This window comes from Rickettsia slovaca 13-B, assembly GCF_000237845.1.
Classification (GTDB): Bacteria; Pseudomonadota; Alphaproteobacteria; order Rickettsiales; family Rickettsiaceae; genus Rickettsia; species Rickettsia rickettsii.
This window is the reverse complement of sequence record NC_016639.1, coordinates 311,908-331,158: the sequence shown is the minus strand read 5'-3', so window position 1 is coordinate 331,158 and position 19,251 is coordinate 311,908. Positions and strand designations below refer to the sequence as shown.

Below are 19,251 nucleotides of genomic sequence, written 5' to 3'. Positions count from 1 at the left end.
ATAATTTCTTGTCTAATATTTTTTAAGTTTTTTAGCAATATAACGATTTGAATATAGAAATTTATCGCTAGAATCTATAATTATCCCGCCTGCTTCCTTAATAAAAAGCTCAAATGCATAATATAATGTAAAATTTAATAATGATAAACATATTAAATCCGCTTTACCTGACGCTACAAGCGTAGCCCCATAGCAAAGAGAACCAAAAGATCTAATATTATCTACCTCTATCTCCTCCAAATCATTATGATTTACACCTTCAATAATTGCTAAACAGTTTTTTAAATCGGCATTATCGGAAACTCTAAGTCTTAATCCTTGATAATTAGAGTTTAAATTATTTTTTTCTATCCAAGCTCCCTTACCTTTTTCAGCATAATAAATTTCATTAAGAGCAGGAAAATATATTACTGTAGAAGTAGGAATTAAAACTTCTTGATTCCTTTTTAAATAAGTTACGGATATCGCAAAAAAAGGTATGCTTCTGGCGAAATTATTTGGGCTATCTATAGGATTAATTAAAAAAACACTCTCATAATTATTATTTAAATCGAATTTATCCTCCGGAAAAAATAAATATTGTGTATATTTTTGTAATTCTTCACATAATAAAGTTTTTAATTTTAAATAAGATCGCTTACAAAATGCTTCATTTCTTACAGAGTTTTTTTGTAGCATTTCGAGTTCTAAAAAATCTCTATGCAAAAACTTAACAGCTTTACGCAGGGCATTAATTAATAAATTAGTTATAGGTTGCATTTGATATTTGTAATTATTAGTTTTAGAAATTATGTCGTATGGCTTTAAAAAATTGATACCATTCCTAGCTAAAAGCATTGCCTGAGTGGATGCTGAAAGTCGTCATTGCGAGGAAAAACTGTAAGTTTTGACTAAGCAATCTCAGGATATTTGACGAGATTGCCACGCAGCCTACGGCTGCTCGCAATGACGGGGTGGTATCCATAGTTCAATAAAACAGCTTACTTCGCTCGCTCGACATATGTCATATCATCAGTTTTAACAATAATTTTTTCTCCTATTTCTAAATATTGCGGGACCTTAACTTTAATACCGTTTTCTAAAATTGCTGGTTTATAAGAAGCGGTAGCGGTTGCTCCTTTTATTACCGGATCAGTTTCACTAATTTCAAGTATAACAGTTGGAGGAAGCTCAATATTTAAAGGCTTGTCATTATAAAATTCGACTTTAACAATCATATTTTCAGTTAAGAAAGATAATTTTTCTTCTAACATTTCCTTGGAAATATTTATTTGATCAAAATGTTTGGTATCCATTAATACCAAATCATCACCTTCAAAATATAAAAATTGATAATCTTTTTGTTCAAGTTCAGCTTTTTCTAAATAATCGGCAGAACTGAATCTTTCGTTACGCTTTGTCCCTGTTTTTAAATTTTTCATCTCAACTTGTACATAAGCTCCACCTTTCCCGGGTTGAGTATGTTCCGGTGTTTTGCTGACAACCCATAAATCATTATTATACACTAATATGTTACCTGTTCTAATTGAATTTGCTGAAATTTTCATATATCATACATTTAAGACTTAAAATTAAAGTATAAATATACAAATTATTTCCTTTAAAAACAAGAATTTAATCTTATGACCACAATATTAGTAGTAGATGATATAGAACCCAATATTAAGTTACTAACAGCCAAACTTTTAAAAGAGTATTATACGGTTCTTACTGCAAATAGCGGTAAAGAAGCACTAGCAATTCTTAAAAAAGAAAAAATTGATATTATACTACTTGATGTTATGATGCCGGAAATGGATGGATGTGAGGTATGTAAAACGATAAAAACCGATCCGGAAACTACTCATATACCGGTTGTAATGGTAACTGCACTTTCCGATATTGATGATCGAGTTAAAGGTCTTGAGGCAGGAGCTGATGAGTTTTTAACAAAGCCGATTAACGATACTGCTCTATTTGTAAGACTTAAATCGCTATCTAGAATGAAAAGCTTAATTGATGAGTTAAAGCTTCGTAATAGCACTAATGCATTATTAGGCGTAACAAATATCGAAATGCATGACACTTTTGCAGATAAAAAAATATTACTAATTAATGATGATGTGGTACAAGCTAAAAATATAAAACAAATGTTACTTAAGCTTACCCAAAACGTAAAGGTAATAAGTAATTCCGATGAATTAGATATTATAAATGAATATACCCCCGATTTAGTAATTATCAGTAGTACGCTCGAAAATGACGATCCTTTGAGGATCAGTGTTATTTTAAGAGGTAAAGCAGAAATAAGCGGCGTAGTAATAATTTTACAAATTGATGAAGACGGTATGCCTTTGGTTGTGAAAGGTATTGAACTCGGTATTAATGATTATTTCGTTTATCCTATAGAGGAAAGCGAATTGCTTGCTAGAATTAGAACACAATTAAGACGTAAGCAATATCAAGATAATTTACGTAATGATCTTGAACAAAGTGTCAATTTAGCAGTTAAAGACGGTCTAACCGGCTTATTTAATCGTCGCTATTTCGATATACATCTCAAACAAATTATTGAGAAAACTAATAAAGAAAGTATTAAATTATATTTACTTATGTGCGATATCGACAATTTTAAACATGTAAACGATACTTACGGTCATCAAGCAGGCGATAAGGTTTTAACAATTGTATCCCGTATTTTGAAGAATACTCTCAGAGTAACAGACTTAATAGCAAGATTCGGCGGTGAAGAATTTACTATACTCTTAACGGATATAGATATTTCTAAAGCAATTGAAACTGCGGAGAGAGTTAGAGTTAAAATAGAATATATGAATTTTCACATTGAAGATCAAATTGAACCTTTAAAAACAACTATTTCAATCGGAGTTACGAAATATAAAAAAGAAGAATCAATAGAATCTTTCATTGAACGTGCTGACAAAGCTATGTATGAAGCTAAAACAACGGGTAAAAATAAAGTAGTAAAATTATAATTGATTTTTTAAAGTAAAAAAATAATGAGCAATTCTTCCAAAAAACATCTTGATTTACCATATAGACCAGGGGTCGGCATGATGATATTAAATGCCGATAACCATATATTCGTCGGTAAAAGAATAGATACAAAAATATCTGCATGGCAAATGCCGCAAGGTGGGATAGTTCCCGGCGAAACACCAAGTATTGCAGCAATGCGTGAGATGTTAGAAGAAATAGGCAGCGATAAAGGATATATTATTGCCGAAAGCAAATTCTGGTATAGTTATGATGTACCAAGCTTTTTAATACCTAAACTGTGGAACGGTAATTTTCGTGGACAAAAACAACGCTGGTTTTTAATTAGGTTTACCGGAAATAACAAAGATATTAATATAAATACCTCTAATCCGGAATTTGACCAATGGCGTTGGGCATCACTTGATGAACTCTTATCTATTATAATACCGTTTAAACGTAAACTTTACCAAGCCGTCGTAAAAGAATTTGAATCATTAATTCAGTAAAAATTTTATATATATAGTACTTGTAGAACAGCACTATTTACCTCTTTATCACCTTCAATTCATTCATTTATAGCACTAAATAATGAAATATCCGTATTATTGCCTAAAGTAAATACAGCACACTCATTTGTTCCTCTAGACAATAAACTAATCTTTATCGCAACTAGATTCAATCATATAATATGTACGTACTATCATTCTTTATTAGGTTATAATTATTATCACCGATTATATGTGCAGTAAATGCATTTGCTAGATTAGATATAGTTATATTAGCAATAAAATCTTTTACTTCTCTTATATGAAATAAGTTTATAATGAAATTACTTAGACAGTAATTTGTTGTTGTTTCAGTTTCCCAATTAACCGTATCAATTTGAGTTTCCGGCATTAAAAATCATGAATTTATATCTTCAAACGCAAATTTTAGCTCTCTAACCAATCCATATAAAATATATTTTTTATCAGCAATATGTACAAAGGTATGATCAGGATGCTCATCTAAAAAATATGTCGAGGTATTAGAAAAAGGTTTTAAATGTACAGAATATACCTTATTTCTATCAAGGCTTTGGTCATAACTATTTTCACTAGAATCAGCTGGTATTAAATTTGGTAATAAAATAAGTCTACAAAAATAACCGATTAACTTAACTCTATTTGGTAAAAATTTAATATGATAATTTGGCATAACGTTACTTTATGTTTATTATAACATGTCTTATTATTAAGATTATTGTTATAATTCAATTAATTTAATAAGAAACCATCGTTTAGCTGTTGATACTTGTGTGATTTTTGCTATTATTCTTTTCACTTAAGTAATTCAACCTGAAAATAATTAGATTTTACTTTCTATCTTTGCAGCCAATATAAAGTCGTTTTCCATAAGACCGTCGATTTTATGAGTCTATATTTCCACACTACATACTCCCCAAGATATAGTTAAATCGGGATGATGTGCTTCCTGCTCTGCAATTTCAGTTATCTTATTTGCAAATTCCATAGCTTTTATAAAATTAGAAAATTTATATTTTTTATAAAGAGGCCCTAATGCATTCACTTACCACTCACTTTGTAATTGAACCAATAACTTATCAATTTCTTTTTTCTCAAGTGGCGGAACTCCACCCTCACATGGTATGCATCTTTTCTCACTTAATACTGTCATAGTTTTTTTTCTATATCAAAGTTAAAATATTGATCTTTATAAGGCTCATCTGCAAGTTGTATAATGCCACCACTCAATTTTACATGCTTTAAAATTATGGTTTTGCATCTTAGAACATAAATAATTACGTTTTGCTAAATATTGCTTATCAATTAATTTACTATCATGAGGTAAAGCTTCATCAAATAAGTCAAAAGAAGTATACATGTCTACCGTATTGTCATCTAAAGAGGATTATAACACACGCGTCTTTCAGCTTTCTCTTAATAATGACTTCAGAATTATTATTAACTTCCTTCTGAAGCTTTATTATTGATCAATCTACAGTACTCCTACTATGACTAGATCTTTCAGCTATATAACCTAATATAAAACATTTAGACTTATCTATATATGGGTAAAAGCTTTCCTTATTTTTTTGATCAATATTATCTTTGCTCCATCTTAAAAATGTTGTACAGCTTTTTGTGGTCTATATGCATATAATCAGTGAATAACCATCTTTTTGTACCTCAGCTTGTACTGCTTTAAGAGCCTTAACAGCTTATATGGTTAAAATTGCTTCCGGTGCTTTATAACCATCTACCTTTTTACCAACAAAATTTTCATCTGAATAATAATGCATATTTTGAATAATTGTAGGGTCGATATCTTTCAGATACATGAACCCTTTAAGTAAGGATTTAGCATATATTGGAAGAAAGCTCATAAATATAAAAATTAAACTTGTTAAAATCAATTTCATAAAATGCTAGGCTTTGTAAAGATTTCTAATTGATTTTATTTTGAGATATTTTTTAGTGCAAATCAAATCGTTTTAGAGATCTTCACAGAACCTAATATAAAATAGATTCCTTGGCATAATCTCTTTCTAAAGGTAATTTGGATCTGGTACTCGAATCCTTACATAGATTTGGCTACGCTCCGGTTCTATGCTCCGTGCCTCCTTCAAATTCCTCTTTATAAAATAGGTTATGCAAGAAGTCTAATATTTATCTTATACAAAATTTTATTAAAAACTATGGGACTGTTAACAGTACTATAGTAAACTCACCCCCATTTTGTGCCAGGCACGAAGGTAGAGCCTATATATATAATAGACGAGAGGATGAACAACGAAGCACAAAGTTCAAATCAGTTTACTATAGAACTGTCAAAAAGACGGATGAATGGTAGCGAGGGAGGGATTTGAACCCCCGACACACGGATTATGATTCCGTCGCTCTAACCAGCTGAGCTACCCCGCTAGGGGAAAAGTGTTTATATAATTTGTTAAGAAGTGTCATTCTAGATAAAAGCGGTTGCATGGCTTGGAAAATGTACTTAGTGTCATACCGTGGCTTGACCACGGTATCCCAAAAAAATAACTTAAAATACTAATTAATTTAAATATTTTAAGCTGGATCCCACGATCAAGTCGCGGGATGACAATAAAAAATTGATCCATGCAACAATTGACTAGCAACTTCTCAAATTGTATCTTAACGTTTAGAGAATTGTGTTTTCTTACGTGCTTTACGTTGTCCGTATTTCTTACGCTCTACTACCCTAGAATCACGTGTTAAAAGACCACCTTTACGCAAAATAGCATGAAAATCCGGAGCAGCTTTATCTAAAGCTTTAGAAATTCCATGTAAAATGGCACCTTTCTGTCCTGAAATTCCTCCACCTCTAACAGTACAAATTATATCATACTGATCAATAGTTTTTGTTAAGACAAACGGCTGTAAGATAGTTTTCACATAAGTTTCAGAAGGAAAATACTGGGCTATTGTTTTTTTATTAACAACTATTTTTCCTTTTCCTACTTTAAGCCATACTCGTGCTATAGCATTTTTTCTTTTACCTGTAGCATAAAACTTGCCTAAATTATCTATTTTTTCTTTAGGAGTTTTTAATACTAAAGATTCTTTAGTTAACTGCTTTTCTACTTTTTCTGTTTTAATTTTTAACTCGGGCATATTCTATTACTTTTTATTTTTTGGATTTTGGCTTGCAAAATCATAAACAGTAGGTTGCTGTGCCATATGAGGATGATCACCATTTGCATAAACATACAAATTACTCATTTGCTTAGCACCTAAAGCATTTCTTGTAATCATTCTTTTTACGGCCATTTTAATAACTCTCTCAGGGTGTTTACCACTTAAGATTTTACCTGCCGTAGTATCTTTTATCCCACCTGGAAATCCTGTATATCTGTAATATATTTTTCCGTCTTTGGGATTTGCTTTTTTACCTGTTAATTTTACATGCTCCGCATTTATTATGATTATATTATCACCACAATCTAAATGAGGTGTAAAGCTAGGCTTATGCTTACCGCGTAGCATATTAGCAACTCTGCTAGCGAGTCGTCCTAGTACAATATTTTTTGCGTCTATGACCCACCATTTCTTTTCAATTTCCGATGGCTTTGCCGAGTAAGTTTTCACAATAGTATCTTTTTAATTAGAATTTAAAATTAAAGAATCAAGCAACATACTTAATAGCATTAATACCCGCTATCTGTCAAGCTAAATATAATTTATTTACTTCCGAATATTATTTTTCTATCGGTAGAAAAATATAAATTATTATTTGCGCTTAGCCCATAATAACGAATATTTTTTATAATTTTGACAACATGAGGTATCATGTTTAATCCATTATTATCAACATCAAAACTATATAAAACACCGTTAACGGAAATAACATTTAAACTTCGCTTATTGTTATTATTAACTCCAACAAAAGGTACTAAAAAAGCAGCAGATTTTAGTTTCTTAGGATCTTGTCCATCATTTAAATCAGCTACAAACTTTACTTTCCCTGTTTCAGGATTAAATGCTGCTATTTGTCTAGCATTATTTGTTACAAATAGACTATTACCGATTAAAGACATTGATTGAATATCCTCGGCATTTACCTGCCAAATCACACTGCCGGTTGCTACATTAAGCTTAATAAGCTTACCAAGACCGGTTGCTATATACAGATTCATATTATCATGAACGGGAGTACATAAAATACTTGATTCGTCAAAATTCGGTATAGCTGTACGATCATTAAGATTTGTAAACTCAAAATTCCATTTTACTTCACCGTTTGTTATATTTAAGGCAAGTATTTGCCCGGAATTATAAGTTACTATTACATTGTCATACTGTACTATCGGCGTCATAAAATAACTAGCCGACAAAACTTCCGCTAGGCTTTCATGTTCCCATACGGTTTTTAAAGTTTCTGCATTTAAAGCAATAGTTTGATTACTGATAGTTTGCACTAAGACAGTATTATCATTGAGCACAATAGGCTTAATTCTAATAATATCCGGAAGTTCTTTTCTAATTATTTCATAACCTGATTTTGCATCTAGCACTACTAACAACCTTGAACCGTATGTTACGTATAATTTTCCGTTATGGTGTAAAATTCCGCCGCCTATATAATTATCTTTTTTATGTCTACTTAAATTATAAGACCAAATAATCTTATTTTTCTCTATAGAAAATGCAGAAATATTCGATCTAATATCCAATGCATAAATCATATCGCCTATAAAAACCGGCTCGGTAATCGTTTTACTTCTAGCGAAACTATACTGTTTATTCTTAAGCATATTTGCATTAAATGCATATATATTTGCATTAGAATCTAAATATATAGGCTCATGAGTCTGAATTGCTAATTTAGGAGTCAACTCAACAATATTTTTTACCCTTTTTGGTCCAAGCCCGTTACATGAAATTAAAATAAACGGTAATAACAGAAGTGCTATTTTTTTTGTCATATTTTTCCTTAAGTACGAATTATTATTTATTTAAATTTACAAGCAATGCTTTAGCCTGATCTTTTATTAGATCAGATACATTATTTGAAATTAATAAATTTTTTAGATTTTTTTCTGCTTGCGGTTTCATATTATTCTTAATATCCCACATAGCTTTTATAATAGTTGCTGTAGCCCAAAAAGGTTTTTTCTCGTCATCAAAATAATTTAAATATTTGGTCAATTTCTCTTTATCTTGAATATCTAGATTGTGATCATCAATAACAAGACTACACCATGAAATACGTGCATAAGAAGTAGACATTTCGGAATATTCTTTATTTTCAATAATTTTATTAAGCAGGTCTTTCGCTTCTGAATATTTTTTTTTTGAAATCTTTATGGCTACTTGTTCTAATGCAGCTATTTCTTTGATTTTAGTATTACTAGTAGTAACTAAATTCTCTAAAGTATTAAAAGCTAATTCTTCATTATCTTTTGTTGTTTCCAAACCAACAGTCTTAACAAGAATATCTCCATTTTTTTGGTTATTTTTAATTCTTTTATCTTTATTATTATTAATAACAACCATTATAGTAATAGCTATTATAGAAATGATTATTATTATAGGTAAAAGCTTTTTGAAAAAAATTAACCTTTTTTCTTCATTTTGATCACTCAGTACTTCATCCAAAATATCAGTCATATTTTATTATTTTTATTTATTTTTACAGCCAAATTTAATCTTAGCATCTTCTGCCATTTTCTTGGATGCGGCAGTTCTATTAGTTGGAAATTCCTTATCAAACTTAGCAAGCATATTACATGCTTCCTGAGTTTTTTTTAGTTCGCCTAAGGAAAGTGCTAACTTCAATAACCCATCGGAAGATTTTGCCCCTTTCGGTAACTCTTTATAGCCTTTTAAATAGTTAACCGCTGCCCCGTTATAGTCTTTTTGTTTAAAAAAGCATTCCCCATACCAGAAATAAGCATTACTAATTAGCAAACTGTTAGGATATTTTTGGATAAAATTTTTAAACTTATCTTTTGCTTCAGTAAGTTTATTATCTTTATAAGCAGCAAGAGCCAAATCGTAGGCTTGCTTATCAGGAGCTATATCCTTATTAACCGCAATAGGTTTTTTAGGCGCATTATCCGGCATATCTTTAAGCAAAGCTATATCAAAAACATCTTGTTTTTTTGAATCACCGGCTTCTAAAACTTCAGTATTTTCTTCTTGATTTGAAATATTTGAGTTCTGCGTTAGCATATCAATTTTATGCTGTAAAACCTCAACTTTACCGATTAGCCTTCTGATTTCTTGTTCCTGTTCATCTAGTCTATTTTCAAAATCATTATTTGCTGCATATTTTAAAGGCTTTCCTTTAATAGTTTCGCTTTCTCCGAAAGAAAACATAGAAAATAAAAAAGTAAATAATAAGACAATCAGTTTCATATATTTTTTAAAAATTTATAATTTTTTTATAATACCGAAATTTTTTTAATATTCCACACAATTTTTTATATTTCAATACTACAGTCATATGTAAACGTTATTGTTATGGTGGTACCTTCATTTATCTTACTTTGCAAATCAAATTTACCGTTCATAAGTTCAACCAGCTTTTTAGTAAGCGGCAACCCAAGACCGGTACCTTCATATTTTCTACTAAGCTCACTATCAATTTGACCGAACGCCGATAAAGTTTTTGGGATATCTTTTTCCTCAATACCGATACCGGTATCTATAACTTTTATATATACTAATTTTGCTAACTCATCTTTTTCAAGTGCAATAGTAACACTTCCTCCGGAATTTGTAAATTTCACGGCATTTGATAAAAGATTTAAGAATACTTGTTTTAGCCTTTTTGGATCAGCCTTTATAACCACATGCTCTTTCGGTAATCTACTAATTAAATCCACTTCGGCTTGATCGGCACGAGTCTTAACAAGTATCAGCGAAGAACGAATTAATTTATTTAAATCAAGATCTATACTATCTACTTTTAATTTATCGGCAGAAGCTTTAGAAAGATCTAAAATATCATTAATCATACTAAGCAAATGCTTACCGGCATCATTTATATCTTTAATATAATTTTTACTTTTTTCTGCATCTCTTTCTGACATAAGAATTTCCGAAAAGCCTATTATAGCATTAAGCGGTGTACGCAATTCATGACTAATATTAGCAAAAAACTTTGTATTTGAAGAGCTGGTTTTTTCTACTTTTACTATTTGAGCTTTTAAATTTCTATTTGTTTCAAGCTGCTCCTCAATGATTTGTCTAGCATAGTTAGTATTACTAATAATTATAGTGCAGAATATTATAAAAATAATGATAAAAGTTATAAAAACCTTTTGCTCAAGAGAGGTTATATTTTGCCACTGGCTGGTAATATTAGTGTTAATCTCAAATACTGCATCTACGGGAAAATCTAAATTATTATTTATAACAGGGATATAGCTAGTAACAAAAGAAGCCTCTTCCACTGTTAAATCACTTTCATTTTCTATTACTACCCTTGGTAATAATATATGACTTGTAATACCTTCAAAAGCATCTCGAAGCGGAGCTTTTGAAGTAAAGGATTTTAAAAAAAATTTATCGATTTTTGCGGTAACTATCTCAACCAAACTATCATCTTTATAATTGTCTACACTATACATATGTAACATATTACTAGTGATGAATTTATTACCTTTGAGATCGTAGAGAGAAATATTAATATTAAGATTGGTGAACCATTGAGCGGTAATCTTTGCAAAATTAATAAAATCTTGATCTTGTAATAGTTTTAAATAATCGAATTTGTGTAATTTACTGATTACGTTCTGATGAGTATTCCAAATATTATCAGTGTAAAGTTCTACAATTTTAGTATGTTCCAAAGCCACTTGTTTTACTATCATTTCTTTTATCATAAAATAACGATAAAACATCATATTTATGACAATATTAAGAAACAATATAATGAATGACAATCTTACTATATACTTATTATGGTTCATTATAAGACCTAGTAGTTATTTTCATCCCTGCGGAAGGCTTGCTCGCATACCAAATCGTCATTGCGAGTGACTAAAAGGAGCGTGGCAATCTCATAAACCAGGGTTCCTGAGATCGCGTACGTACAAAACTTACAGTTTTTCCGTAGCTTATGACGAAGAATCTATCCATGCAGCAAAACCGAGAATGATATTATCCTCTCTACTTATCTTCTTGTTTAACTCTCTCTTTTGTTTCCAACTTCTTATTAATAATCAACCCTGTAATTACATCATAAGCACGAGCAAATTGATAATCTTTTTTGTATAATTCCGATAATTCATTCTCTTCTTGTTTATTATTTTTGGCTTTTGTTTCTTTTTGGCTATCTTTGTTTTTAGATGAATTATCTTTGTTTTTTTCATTATCATTCTTCAAATAATTTTTTAAAGAACTCTCAGAAAAACGCTTATCTATTTTTTTCACTTCTGGATACTCAACTTTCGCCGGCTCAATTAAAATATCAGGCTCTATTCCTTCTGCTTGAATAGAACGACCGCTTGGGGTGTAATATTTAGATATAGTCAGTTTTACGGCAGCCCTAGAATTGATTTGCGTTAAAGCCTGAACTGATCCTTTACCGAAAGACTTAGTGCCAAGTATTATTGCTCTTTTATGATCTTGCAAAGCTCCGGCAACTATTTCCGAGGCAGAGGCAGAATTACCGTTTATTAAAACTATCATAGGTACTTTGGGAGCTTTTAACGAAAACTCATTTGCTTTAATTTCGCTATTACTTGATGTAGTTCTACCTTTTGTTGTTACAATTACACCGAAATCAATAAAATAATCACTAACAGCAATAGCTTGATCGAGTATACCTCCAGCATTATTACGTAAATCTAGAATTATACCTTTAAGGTCATCTTTACTCTCAGTTTTTAACTTCTTTACTGCTGCCTTCAGGTCAGAAATTGTTGACTCATTAAAAGTAGTTATACGTATATATGCAATATTATTTTTTTCTAAATGTGCTTTTATCGGCTTGATTTTTACTATTTCGCGGGTAAGCTCTAGCTCTTGCGGTTTTGCCTCTTCTTCCTTAATTATCAACAATTTAACCTTAGTACCAGGCGTACCACGCATCTCTTTTATAGCTTTATTAGGACCAAGCGTAGAGACTAACTCGTCATTCACGCCTACTATATAATCCCCACCTTTAAGCCCTGCTTTGAAAGCCGGCAAATCGTCAATAGGCGATATTATCTTAATTGCTCCGCTATCATACATTATTTCAACACCGATTCCGCCGAATTCACCTTTTGTAAAAGTAAAAATATCTTCTAAATCCTCATCGGTATAATAGCTTGAATGGGGATCAAGTGAATTTAACATACCGTTAATTGCTTCATCTATCATTTTTTGCCTATCGGGTACCTGTACATAAGCCTTTTCGATACGTTCAAATACGTCTTGAAATTGCTTATAAGCTTCCTGATTTGATATTTTATTTTCAGTTTCTTTTTCTCCTTCTGCAAATGCACAAATAGAATTTATAATAAAAAATAGTGTTATAATTAAACGTAATAACATAATACTCCAAATATGTGTGTTTTTTAAGCAAAGCGTCATTGCGAGGAAAATTACGAAGTAATTTGACGAAGCAATCTTAGGATATTTGACGAGATTGCCGCGTCGCCTACGGCTCCTCGCAATAACGATTAAATATCCAGCTCACTAATAATTTTATCCATTTTAACTAAAGCCTGTTCATAAATAAATTGAAATCTTTTTTCCGGCTTTTTACCCATTAAATCATCTACTATTTTATCAACATTTTGAAAATCTTCTAAAGTTACCTTTAAAAGCGATCTTTTTTCCGGATGCATAGTAGTTTCCTTTAATTGTGCAGGCATCATTTCACCGAGACCTTTAAACCTACCTACTTCAATTTTAGCTTTACTAGCTTTTAATAATTTATCCGTTAACTTAGCTTTTTCCTCTTCATCGCCTGCATAATAAGTTTTATTAGACTGCGTTAAACGATAAAGCGGAGGCTTAGCTAGATATAAATGCCCCTCTTCTACCAATTTTGGCATTCGTAAAAAAAAGAAAGTCATTAATAGCGAAGCTATATGAGCACCGTCAACATCTGCATCAGTCATAATAATTATTTTTTCGTAACGCAGATTTTCTTTTTTATAATTCTTTAAACTACCGCAGGCAAGAGCTATTTCTAAATCTTGTATTGCTTGATTATTAACGATTTTCTCAAGCGTAGAACTCGCAACATTTAGAACTTTACCCCATAGCGGTAATACTGCTTGCGTTTCTCTATTACGTGCTTGTTTTGCAGAGCCTCCTGCCGAATCACCTTCTACAATAAATAATTCCGTCCCTTCAGGTGAAGTGCGTGTGCAATCGGCAAGTTTACCGGGTAAACGTAATTTTTGAGTGGCATTTTTACGGGAAATATTTTTTTCGTTTTTCTTACTGATTCTAAACTCAGCAATGCTAATTACATGCTCAAGTAAATTAGTAGCTAAAGCTTTATCGCTACTAAGAAAATGGTCAAAATGATCTTTTATTATATTCTCGACCGGTTTACTTACACCGTTTGATACTAATTTTTCCTTAGTTTGTCCTTGAAAAGACGGCTCAGCTATAAAAATAGAAAGTACGACACTTGCGGTTTCTAAAATATCCTCAATAGTTAGATTAGCAGCTTTTTTATTCCCTATCATTTCACCATATGCTTTAAGCCCACGTAAAATAGCCGACTTAAGTCCTTGCTCATGTGTTCCTCCTTGAGGAGTCGGAACAGTATTACAATATGATTGAACAAATGCCGAGCTATCGTTATTTTGCCAACAAATCGCCCATTCAAGTTTTATCCTGTCCGGCGTAGACTCTATATTACCTGCAAAAATTCCCGGAATAACTAAATTATCTAAAGTTATTTTTGAACTTAAATAATCTTTTAAACCGTTCGGGAAACTTATTAATGCCTTTTTAGGTATATTTGACTGTACTTCTACTTCGCATGCCCATTCTATAGTAACACCGCGATATAAATAAGCTTTTGACCTTGCAAGCTCATAAATCTTTTTAGGATTAAAATGTAATTTTTCACTAAAAATTTCCGGATCGGGAGTGAAATTTATTGATGTACCTCTTAGCCTTTTAGATGCTTCTTCACATATTAAATCAGTTAATTTTTCTCCTTTAGAATAACTTTGGCTATATAATTTACCTTGTTTATAAACCTTTATTTCTAAATGTTTAGATAAAGCATTTACTACCGATATTCCAACACCATGCAATCCGCCTGCAGTATGATAAACATTATTTGAGAATTTACCTCCTGAATGAAGAGTAGTTAAAATTACTTCTAAAGCTGATTTGTCAGGAAATTTAGGATGATTATCAATAGGGATACCGCGACCATTATCAAATATAGTAATACTATGATCATGATGCATTGTTATCGTGATGATACTTGCAAAGCCGGCGACTGCTTCATCCATAGCATTATCCAGCACCTCAGATACTAAATGATGCATAGCATTTGAATCAGTACCCCCGATATACATCCCCGGTCTTTTACGAACAGGCTCAAGCCCCTCTAATACTTCAATATCTTTTGCACTATAGTTATTATCGACTAGCTTATTTTTCTTTTCTTTGTTAAAGCTGAATAAATCGCTCATATATTAGAGATTTAATTAATTATTTTCTCTCCTAAATTAAACTATTTAACATAGAAAAGCAATTAAGCTTTAAAGAAATTGTTTGAAAATTCTACGTAATTGCGAGGCAAAACTGTAAGTTTTGACGAAGCAATCTCAGGATTTTATACTATTTTATGAGATTGCCACGCTCCTTACAGTCGCTTGCAATGACGATAAAAATAATCTTATCAATATCCCTTAGCTTTGATTAACATACAAGCTATGTTAGCGTTTCCTTGAGCTAATGCAATATCTAATGGATATTGGCACTCATCATTTAGAGTAGAAATTTTAATACCTCGTATGACCAAAAATTTTGCTAAATAGTAATTATCGTTATAAATAGCAGCAGTTAGTAATGTCTCACCGCTTCTACCTTTTTCTTGCAATATAGGATAAACGTCAAGTAACGCACGCAACCCAAAAAGATTGTTTCTATCCACTGCTCTAAAAGCATTCTCTACTGCACTACAATAAGATAGATTGGCATAAATATCTTTCTTTTTATTTATATCATTACCATATTTAATAAAACTCTCTACAACTTTTCTTCTTTCGGCACTTGCTATCCATTCTGCTTTCTTTTGGAACAGCTCTATATATGCATACATATCCATCTGCTCTAAAGTCGCCTGCTCTGTTAGTTTACCAAGAACTATATCATCATCAGGTAAAAGTAACATTTGTGTTTCATCTTTAACAAATTTTGTTACCAACTCCGATGTTTCATTATTTACGTTATTATCTTGTTTTTGAATCGTGACATTTGGAGAGCTTACCGGAGGTGATTTCTCTTGATTATTTGTAGTTTGATTATTATTAATTTGTAAAGGCTGAAGTTGATTCAGCTTCACTACAACAACGGGTATAAGCGGCGTATTCCAATCTTGTTTTTTTGGGACATCTGAAACAGCTACAAATGTCTCTTGCGAGTTATTGAGTTCTGCTGAAGAATCGGTTGTAGGAATTACTTTAGACGGAGTAGTAACGGGTGTATTTGGGCTAGTCGGTGTTATAGGCTGTGTAGAAGGTTGATTTGTAGGCATTACCGAAGGTGCAGGTACATTATTACTAGGTACTGCCGGAGGTACTGTTGTCGGCATAGTACTTGATGTATTATCTTGGGTTACCGGCGGGCTAACCACAGGCGGAGAAACAGCAGGTATATTAGTTATAGAGGGCGGTGGTGCTATCGGTGCTACGCTTTCTTCCTCTTTATTAGCATCAGGAGGGGGATTAAGCGGAATAGGCTTATGCACAGGCGGCAAATTGGTTGGTTTATATATTTGCACCGGTCGCTGCGGAGGCACTACATAACTTCCTGCTTGAGCCGGAGGCATAGATACTATCGGTCTCGGTACGTTAGGAATTATAATATTAGAAGCTAAATTTGTATCATTATGCTCATTAGAAGCAACTTGTGCTTCATGCATTTCATTACTTGTAACACTAGGTAACGTTGCACTACCAATATCTATAAAAGGTTCAGATGCCTCGGCTTCATTAGATTCCTGAATGTCATGAGAAGCTAAATTTACACTACTTTCATGACTGGGATTTGTATGAACGTTATCACTTGTAGCACTAGGCAATGCTGTATTACCGACATCTATAAACGGCTCAGCTTGTTCATTGTCATTAGGCTCTTGGGAAGCTAGCTTTGGTTCTTCTTGATGGGCTGCTTTAGTTTGTTCACTTGCTTGTTTAGGGGGTATATCTTTCTTTTTTGGTTTACTAAAAAATTGCTTAAATTTATCAAAAAAAGAAATATCGGCACTAGAGCGAACATCCTTATATTTAGTATCTACTTCGGCAGCCGGTAATGATGGCGGTAAGGGCGGAGGTGAAGCATAACTTTGAACTATCACTAATAATAGATTTATAAAAAATAATATCTTACATAATTTATTTAACATATAATTCCTTATTAAATAATTTATTTGATAGCAGGAGGTTGTTCGATGTCATTCCTGCGAAAGCAGGAATCCAGGGTAAAGCGAGATAAATCGAGCTTTTAATATTAAAACTTACTGTGTATATACCTTTTAATTGCTGGATTCCCGCGTCCGCGGGAATGACATAAACAAGCCATACACCTCCCCCGCTTTTAGCTAGCAATGACATTCACTGCCCTACCTCTTACTATTCTGCACCAATTTCTTTATCTCAATCTCTACTAACTCTTTAACAAGTACAGGTAGATTTTTATCAAGCCAAGCTTTAAGTTCTGGTTTTAACATCTCAATAACTAATTCTTCAAGTGCATTTTTAGATGAGATATTATTATCCAGCTTTTTATCTTTAATAGTATCGGTAAAATTTTTAAAAATATCACCTACCTCTTCAGCAGATTTAGTTGATATTAACTTTTCTTCTTCATCTTGATTTACTATTTCCGTTAGCTCTAATACATCTTCATCTTCGCTATCATTTGCATGAATAGGATTTTTACGCTCGTTTATTACTCCTTTAATCGATTTTAATATGTCTTCTATCGACATATCTTGGTTCTTTTTATTGTCCTTACTCACGTTAGAAACCTATAAACATTTTCTTTTTAATAGTCTTAAACTCTTCTTCAGGACTAAAATATTTTACTTTAAGTTTTAAACTTTGAGCCGTTAGCTCGCCGGTTAACAATTTCATTTGATATGCCGCAAGTACTGAAGATTTATACGCATCCACACGAGTTATTTTTGCTTCATATAATTTTTCTTCGGCAGTTAAAACATCTAATATTGTTTTAGATCCGACTATTTCCTCTTGCACAGTACCGTCATATGATATTTGAGCAGCATCCACTCCTTGATTAGCGGCAACAATACGAGATTTTGCTGCTTCAAATCCCTCCCACACGCTTACAACCCCTGCTTGGGTCTGCTTTATCACATTATCAAGCTGAACTGCACTATTTCTTGTTTGATTTTTAGCCGATCTGATTCTTGAATATTGAGCTCCTCCCTCAGGATAAATAGGGATATTTACCGAAAGAGTAGTAGTATAGCTTCTATTATTTATAGCATTTATATCACCTTGTGGATTGTAGTATGTTCTACCGGATTGCAGTTGCACACTTACTTGCGGTAATAATTTCCCTTTTTCTGCCATTTCTAAAGCTTTAGCCGCAGTTACATTATGCCTTGCCGAATCAATATCAGGATTGAGTTTAGCAGCTCTTCCAGTTAACTCATCTAATGAAGCAGGTAACATTTTAGGTAACTCAGGCATAGTTATATTAGTCGGCTCTATTCCAAATACTCTAATAAAATTTGCTTTTTTTCCTTGAAAATCGGCATAAGCAGCTAGTTTATTCGTTTCTGCTGCTGCAAGCCCCGCTCTTGCGGTTGCTATATCTACTTCCGTTGCTTCTCCAAGTCTTAATTTTTCCTCAACGGTGTTAACTTGTTGTATGTTAGTGCGAACTCTACTTTCGGAAATATCATATTTCGCTTTGCTCTCAAAACAATCAAGATACGCAGTTATTAAATTTAATAATATTTTTTGTTCACCGGCATAATATGCACCCCGTGCAGCTCTAAATCCTGCTTGAGCAGCTTTAAGAGCCGCAACGCTAGAACCACCATTAAATAGAGACTGTTGAATTGTTAATGCACCTTGATCACTATCTGTTTCCCTTGGAGTAAGACCAAGCCTATCAGCATATTTTTTATTATATTTAGTATTATTATGTTGTCTATTAATCTGTAATCCGGCACTAGGCATAAACCCCGAAAAAGCTCGCGGAAACTGCTCAATCGAGTCTAAAAACTTAATTCTAGCAGCTTTCAGCTCCTCATTATTCTTATATCCTTCAGTTAAAGCTCCCTGCAAATCAACTGCTGCAACCGAACTAGTTAGTAATAATGTAACAATAAATGTAATTAATTTACGCATAAATTTCTTGAATCATTGATAATATGTTAGTTAGATTAGTTTAATCTTTCAAGAATATACCTATATCCTAATAAAACAATATAAATCTATTGTAGCAATGTTAGCACGTAATATAACAAAAATTAATCTCAAGGGCAATGATAACTATTTTACATTTTATTTTACGGTTATAAAGCTTTAGGATTAATTAATATTTGATAACAAAATAAAATTTTATGTCTATAATT

20 protein-coding genes, 1 tRNA gene and 1 pseudogene are annotated in these 19,251 nt (G+C 32.1%); 2 read left to right on the top strand and 20 right to left on the bottom strand.

Annotation, left to right across the window (positions count from 1 at the left end; translation table 11 throughout):
- Positions 1-12: 12 nt before the first annotated feature.
- Together RSL_RS01700 and efp are read right to left on the bottom strand one after the other, a co-directional pair.
- Positions 13-759, bottom strand: a complete 747-nt coding sequence (locus tag RSL_RS01700; protein ID WP_014273282.1) for an inositol monophosphatase family protein — start codon at positions 757-759, stop codon at positions 13-15.
- A gap of 221 nt (positions 760-980) precedes the next feature.
- Positions 981-1,547, bottom strand: a complete 567-nt coding sequence (gene efp / locus RSL_RS01695; RefSeq protein ID WP_014273281.1) for an elongation factor P — start codon at positions 1,545-1,547, stop codon at positions 981-983.
- A 75-nt stretch (positions 1,548-1,622) separates the two neighbouring features.
- Here efp and RSL_RS01690 point away from each other — a divergent pair, with 75 nt between their 5' ends.
- Both RSL_RS01690 and RSL_RS01685 read left to right on the top strand, forming a co-directional pair.
- A complete protein-coding gene (locus RSL_RS01690) occupies positions 1,623-2,975 on the top strand; it encodes a PleD family two-component system response regulator (RefSeq protein WP_014273280.1) in 1,353 nt (450 codons plus the stop codon).
- Between the two features lie 24 nt (positions 2,976-2,999).
- Positions 3,000-3,485 (top strand): RNA pyrophosphohydrolase, encoded by a 486-nt coding sequence (locus RSL_RS01685; RefSeq protein ID WP_014273279.1) that lies wholly within the window; start codon positions 3,000-3,002, stop codon positions 3,483-3,485.
- 169 nt (positions 3,486-3,654) lie between these two features.
- Here RSL_RS01685 and RSL_RS01680 read toward each other — a convergent pair whose 3' ends face one another.
- The 18 genes and pseudogenes from RSL_RS01680 to RSL_RS01595 all read right to left on the bottom strand — a co-directional run bounded on the left by RSL_RS01680 (position 3,655) and on the right by RSL_RS01595 (position 19,024).
- Positions 3,655-3,876 carry a hypothetical protein gene (locus tag RSL_RS01680; RefSeq protein ID WP_014273277.1) on the bottom strand — a complete coding sequence of 74 codons (222 nt, stop codon included), beginning with the start codon at positions 3,874-3,876 and terminating at the stop codon, positions 3,655-3,657.
- A gap of 6 nt (positions 3,877-3,882) precedes the next feature.
- Positions 3,883-4,176: a hypothetical protein gene (locus tag RSL_RS01675; RefSeq protein ID WP_014273276.1), complete on the bottom strand. Its 294-nt coding sequence runs from the start codon at positions 4,174-4,176 to the stop codon at positions 3,883-3,885.
- Between the two features lie 150 nt (positions 4,177-4,326).
- A pseudogene (locus RSL_RS09790) lies at positions 4,327-4,656 on the bottom strand (4a-hydroxytetrahydrobiopterin dehydratase).
- A 45-nt stretch (positions 4,657-4,701) separates the two neighbouring features.
- Positions 4,702-4,863 carry a M15 family metallopeptidase domain-containing protein gene (locus RSL_RS01665; RefSeq protein WP_014419740.1) on the bottom strand — a complete coding sequence of 54 codons (162 nt, stop codon included), beginning with the start codon at positions 4,861-4,863 and terminating at the stop codon, positions 4,702-4,704.
- Between the two features lie 337 nt (positions 4,864-5,200).
- Positions 5,201-5,401, bottom strand: a complete 201-nt coding sequence (locus RSL_RS01660) for a M15 family metallopeptidase domain-containing protein (protein ID WP_010976975.1) — start codon at positions 5,399-5,401, stop codon at positions 5,201-5,203.
- Between the two features lie 425 nt (positions 5,402-5,826).
- A tRNA-Met gene (locus RSL_RS01655) sits at positions 5,827-5,903 on the bottom strand.
- A gap of 234 nt (positions 5,904-6,137) precedes the next feature.
- Positions 6,138-6,617: a 30S ribosomal protein S9 gene (gene rpsI / locus RSL_RS01650; protein ID WP_014273273.1), complete on the bottom strand. Its 480-nt coding sequence runs from the start codon at positions 6,615-6,617 to the stop codon at positions 6,138-6,140.
- Between the two features lie 6 nt (positions 6,618-6,623).
- Positions 6,624-7,091, bottom strand: coding sequence for a 50S ribosomal protein L13 (gene rplM, locus RSL_RS01645; RefSeq protein ID WP_004996373.1), 468 nt, complete (start codon positions 7,089-7,091; stop codon positions 6,624-6,626).
- A 92-nt stretch (positions 7,092-7,183) separates the two neighbouring features.
- Positions 7,184-8,428: an outer membrane protein assembly factor BamB gene (locus tag RSL_RS01640; protein ID WP_014273272.1), complete on the bottom strand. Its 1,245-nt coding sequence runs from the start codon at positions 8,426-8,428 to the stop codon at positions 7,184-7,186.
- A gap of 22 nt (positions 8,429-8,450) precedes the next feature.
- Positions 8,451-9,113: a DUF2659 family protein gene (locus tag RSL_RS01635; RefSeq protein WP_014273271.1), complete on the bottom strand. Its 663-nt coding sequence runs from the start codon at positions 9,111-9,113 to the stop codon at positions 8,451-8,453.
- Between the two features lie 12 nt (positions 9,114-9,125).
- Entirely contained in the window at positions 9,126-9,863 is a 738-nt protein-coding gene (gene ybgF / locus RSL_RS01630; protein WP_012736493.1) for a tol-pal system protein YbgF, read from the bottom strand.
- 65 nt (positions 9,864-9,928) lie between these two features.
- Positions 9,929-11,422: a sensor histidine kinase gene (locus RSL_RS01625; RefSeq protein ID WP_014419739.1), complete on the bottom strand. Its 1,494-nt coding sequence runs from the start codon at positions 11,420-11,422 to the stop codon at positions 9,929-9,931.
- Positions 11,423-11,621: 199 nt separating this feature from the next.
- On the bottom strand, positions 11,622-12,992 hold the full coding sequence (locus RSL_RS01620) for a S41 family peptidase (protein WP_014273268.1): 1,371 nt from the start codon (positions 12,990-12,992) through the stop codon (positions 11,622-11,624).
- Between the two features lie 128 nt (positions 12,993-13,120).
- Positions 13,121-15,109 carry a DNA topoisomerase IV subunit B gene (gene parE, locus RSL_RS01615; RefSeq protein WP_014273267.1) on the bottom strand — a complete coding sequence of 663 codons (1,989 nt, stop codon included), beginning with the start codon at positions 15,107-15,109 and terminating at the stop codon, positions 13,121-13,123.
- Between the two features lie 209 nt (positions 15,110-15,318).
- Positions 15,319-17,046: an ankyrin repeat domain-containing protein gene (locus tag RSL_RS01610; RefSeq protein WP_014273266.1), complete on the bottom strand. Its 1,728-nt coding sequence runs from the start codon at positions 17,044-17,046 to the stop codon at positions 15,319-15,321.
- Complete coding sequence (locus RSL_RS09785) at positions 17,036-17,254, bottom strand: hypothetical protein (RefSeq protein ID WP_014419738.1); 219 nt, start codon at positions 17,252-17,254, stop codon at positions 17,036-17,038. The genes RSL_RS01610 and RSL_RS09785 overlap by 11 nt, the downstream gene beginning before the upstream one ends.
- An 8-nt stretch (positions 17,255-17,262) precedes the next feature.
- Entirely contained in the window at positions 17,263-17,661 is a 399-nt protein-coding gene (locus RSL_RS01600; protein ID WP_014419737.1) for a DUF2497 domain-containing protein, read from the bottom strand.
- Position 17,662: 1 nt separating this feature from the next.
- Complete coding sequence (locus tag RSL_RS01595; RefSeq protein WP_014273264.1) at positions 17,663-19,024, bottom strand: TolC family protein; 1,362 nt, start codon at positions 19,022-19,024, stop codon at positions 17,663-17,665.
- Positions 19,025-19,251 lie beyond the last annotated feature (227 nt).

Coding starts and splice junctions, on each gene's coding strand:
- RSL_RS01700 (WP_014273282.1), bottom strand. CDS start 759: ATGCAACCTATAACTAATTTATTAATTAATGCCCTGCGTAAAGCTGTT.
- efp (WP_014273281.1), bottom strand. CDS start 1,547: ATGAAAATTTCAGCAAATTCAATTAGAACAGGTAACATATTAGTGTAT.
- RSL_RS01690 (WP_014273280.1), top strand. CDS start 1,623: ATGACCACAATATTAGTAGTAGATGATATAGAACCCAATATTAAGTTA.
- RSL_RS01685 (WP_014273279.1), top strand. CDS start 3,000: ATGAGCAATTCTTCCAAAAAACATCTTGATTTACCATATAGACCAGGG.
- RSL_RS01680 (WP_014273277.1), bottom strand. CDS start 3,876: ATGCCGGAAACTCAAATTGATACGGTTAATTGGGAAACTGAAACAACA.
- RSL_RS01675 (WP_014273276.1), bottom strand. CDS start 4,176: ATGCCAAATTATCATATTAAATTTTTACCAAATAGAGTTAAGTTAATC.
- RSL_RS01665 (WP_014419740.1), bottom strand. CDS start 4,863: ATGTATACTTCTTTTGACTTATTTGATGAAGCTTTACCTCATGATAGT.
- RSL_RS01660 (WP_010976975.1), bottom strand. CDS start 5,401: ATGAAATTGATTTTAACAAGTTTAATTTTTATATTTATGAGCTTTCTT.
- rpsI (WP_014273273.1), bottom strand. CDS start 6,617: ATGCCCGAGTTAAAAATTAAAACAGAAAAAGTAGAAAAGCAGTTAACT.
- RSL_RS01640 (WP_014273272.1), bottom strand. CDS start 8,428: ATGACAAAAAAAATAGCACTTCTGTTATTACCGTTTATTTTAATTTCA.
- RSL_RS01635 (WP_014273271.1), bottom strand. CDS start 9,113: ATGACTGATATTTTGGATGAAGTACTGAGTGATCAAAATGAAGAAAAA.
- ybgF (WP_012736493.1), bottom strand. CDS start 9,863: ATGAAACTGATTGTCTTATTATTTACTTTTTTATTTTCTATGTTTTCT.
- RSL_RS01625 (WP_014419739.1), bottom strand. CDS start 11,422: ATGAACCATAATAAGTATATAGTAAGATTGTCATTCATTATATTGTTT.
- RSL_RS01620 (WP_014273268.1), bottom strand. CDS start 12,992: ATGTTATTACGTTTAATTATAACACTATTTTTTATTATAAATTCTATT.
- parE (WP_014273267.1), bottom strand. CDS start 15,109: ATGAGCGATTTATTCAGCTTTAACAAAGAAAAGAAAAATAAGCTAGTC.
- RSL_RS01610 (WP_014273266.1), bottom strand. CDS start 17,046: ATGTTAAATAAATTATGTAAGATATTATTTTTTATAAATCTATTATTA.
- RSL_RS09785 (WP_014419738.1), bottom strand. CDS start 17,254: ATGTCATTGCTAGCTAAAAGCGGGGGAGGTGTATGGCTTGTTTATGTC.
- RSL_RS01595 (WP_014273264.1), bottom strand. CDS start 19,024: ATGCGTAAATTAATTACATTTATTGTTACATTATTACTAACTAGTTCG.